The following is a 2,522-nucleotide window of genomic DNA, read 5'->3' on the forward strand; positions in this document are numbered from 1 at the left end:
TTGCCCTTTCAAATTTACAATTAGAAAAAGGCGTGCCCGGCCGGATGGCTGGGCACGCTATTTACTGGATCAATGTACCGTGAAATAGCTGTCCGGGTGAGCCTGGACATCGTCGGAGCTGGTGTTGACCAGCGTAACGGAGTCGCCATGACCGAGATCAACGACAACATTATTGCCGACCTGGGTGATACGGGAGGCCAGGTCATCGGCCGAGTGGATATCCTGACCATTAATACCGCTGGAGATTTGGAGGATGTCTTCACCAGGGGTAAAATCAAGCACGACGTCGTTGCCGCCGCCGCCAGTGAACAGGAATACGTCATTGCCGGCACCGCCAACGAGAACATCGTCGCCCGCGCCGCCTGATAGGAAGTCGTTGCCGGCCCCACCAAGAAGCACATCGCTTCCGGCATCGCCAAACAGGACGTCATTGCCATCGCCACCAAGAAGGACGTCATCCCCCTTGCCGCCGAACAAGACGTCATCCCCGGCGCCGCCACTCAGGACGTCATCGCCGTGGTCCCCAAAGAGAATGTCTGAACCATTGCCGCCGAAGAGGGCATCATCGCCCTTTCCACCGAACAACAGATCGTTTCCGTCATCCCCAAATATCGTATCATTGCCATTGCCGCCAAATACGACATCATCACCGCCATGGGCGCGAATGAAATCGTCAAAACGCGAGCCAAACAAAACGTCGTCGTAGGCGCCGCCTTCTAAAGTGGCCATCTGCTTCTCCTTCTGTCCTGCTTTGAGTTACAAATTGCCGGAATTGTTCCGACGATTGGTGCCCCCTGATGACAGTGCATGGCACCAAGTCAAATTGCAATATAAATTGAGAATATTAAAGCTAGATAGCATAGTAATAATTAAACAAAGAGGCTTCTACTCAAGATATACGCAAAAAACAATTGAGCTTTGTGGCTATTATAATTCCTTTATAAAGAAATATTGTGCGTAAAGTATTTCATAATTTGAATCAATTATTTGCAGTGTGCGCATTCAATCCAGCGCCTGCGGACCGCCTACGGCTCGCTCGAGAAAATGCCGACCCGCGACATCAAGCTGAAGGTCGTGTTGGCGATCGATCATTGGCTAGCCCTGCGCATTGCCGATTGAAGTCAAGGTGGCCGCTTCTATACATGCAATGCGACAAGCATCTTTATCTAGGATTTGGAACAAATCTTGTCGTCGCCCGATGAACAGCCGTCCATCGCATGAGAACAATCGCACGCTTCATCTTGCTCTTGTCCATGTCGTCAGGAAGCGTGGTTATTCTTTGCCGGCCGGTCATACAGGTATTCTTCCATCTTTTCGCGGTACGTGATCGACAAGGCCTCGATAATTGCCAAGTATGGCGGAACGTTACCACCTTTCCCTTCGACGTACTCAGCAAGCGACCGCTCGCAATTTGTTGTGGTGATGCCTCGAGCCTTGCAGTCATCATAAATGTTAGACGCGAGCCGCCTGACGTCTTTCGGAACAATCATCATCTCAGTGATGCAAAACCAACCTGATAATGTCTCCGATCTGTCGCGTTCGCAGGTCAGTGCGCACTATCACTTGGCTTTTCGAAAGTGTCTGCGCCTCTTCAATGGAAAGCTCTGCGTGTTCAAGCATCGCCTTGATCTGAAAGGCTATGCGACGCAGATGCCGGGCACGGCAACCTTCTGGAAGAGATGTGGGGAGGCAACGGCCGAGGACGGATAGGCTGAGAGCGTTGCCCTGAACTCCGGATGCGTGAACGCAGCCCGAAAGTCAGCGGTCGATTCCCAGACGGCATAGTTGAAATAGGCCGGGCTCTCGCCGATCGCGCGATGCAGTTGGGTCGAGATGAAGCCCGGCTGCCGTTTCATGAAGTCCGCGTCAGCCTGCCAGGCATGGACGAAGATATGCTCGTCCGCCTTGTCGAGCGTGAAGAGATTGATGAGGACGACGGGAGAAACGTCGATGGTGATCTGACGTTCGATCGGAAAGGCAGGGTCCATTGGGCGCATGATCGGCATGGTTGGCTCCATTCGATATGGTTGTATGATGTCAATCGGGTACGATACAATAGTAACTTGACATCATCATGTCAATATAGGTATACGGTGACAAATGCACGACGATAAGCGAACGCCAGCCGCAACAGCCTTGACTGAATTCATTCTCGACCTGTTCAGGCTTAACAACCGAATGCTCACCGCAGGCGACAGGCTGGTCGCAGACCTTGGCCTGACGAGCGCCCGCTGGCAGGTTCTGGGCACCATTGTCACAGCCGACCGGCCGCAGCCGGTCGCGTGGCTTGCGCGCGACATGGGGGCGAACCGCCAGAACATTCAGCGCATTGTCAATGATCTGGAGAAAGAGGGGCTTGTCGCCTTCCAGCCCAACCCGCACCACCGGCGGGCGCAACTCGTCGCGCTGACGGACAAGGGAAAACAGGCTTTCGACACCGCCATGCGCCTGCAGGCCCCATGGGTCAACGGGCTATCGGAAGGGCTTCTGGTCGAGGACATCAAAACGACGCACACCGTCAT

4 protein-coding genes are annotated in these 2,522 nt (G+C 53.7%); 2 read left to right on the forward strand and 2 right to left on the reverse strand.

Annotation, left to right across the window (positions count from 1 at the left end; genetic code table 11):
* Positions 1-69: 69 nt before the first annotated feature.
* Entirely contained in the window at positions 70-729 is a 660-nt protein-coding gene (locus AAAC48_RS09545) for a calcium-binding protein (RefSeq protein ID WP_340653951.1), read from the reverse strand.
* Between the two features lie 258 nt (positions 730-987).
* Here AAAC48_RS09545 and AAAC48_RS09550 point away from each other — a divergent pair, with 258 nt between their 5' ends.
* Positions 988-1,119 (forward strand): hypothetical protein, encoded by a 132-nt coding sequence (locus AAAC48_RS09550; RefSeq protein ID WP_340653952.1) that lies wholly within the window; start codon positions 988-990, stop codon positions 1,117-1,119.
* Positions 1,120-1,637: 518 nt separating this feature from the next.
* Here AAAC48_RS09550 and AAAC48_RS09555 read toward each other — a convergent pair.
* Entirely contained in the window at positions 1,638-2,006 is a 369-nt protein-coding gene (locus AAAC48_RS09555; RefSeq protein WP_340653953.1) for an antibiotic biosynthesis monooxygenase family protein, read from the reverse strand.
* Positions 2,007-2,100: 94 nt separating this feature from the next.
* Between AAAC48_RS09555 and AAAC48_RS09560 the strand changes: the two genes are divergently transcribed.
* The coding region (locus AAAC48_RS09560) for a MarR family winged helix-turn-helix transcriptional regulator (protein ID WP_340653954.1) at positions 2,101-2,522 on the forward strand (422 nt) is incomplete at its 3' end.

Origin of the sequence: Phyllobacterium sp., from assembly GCF_037994405.1 — a bacterium.
Lineage (GTDB): Bacteria > Pseudomonadota > Alphaproteobacteria > Rhizobiales > Rhizobiaceae > Phyllobacterium.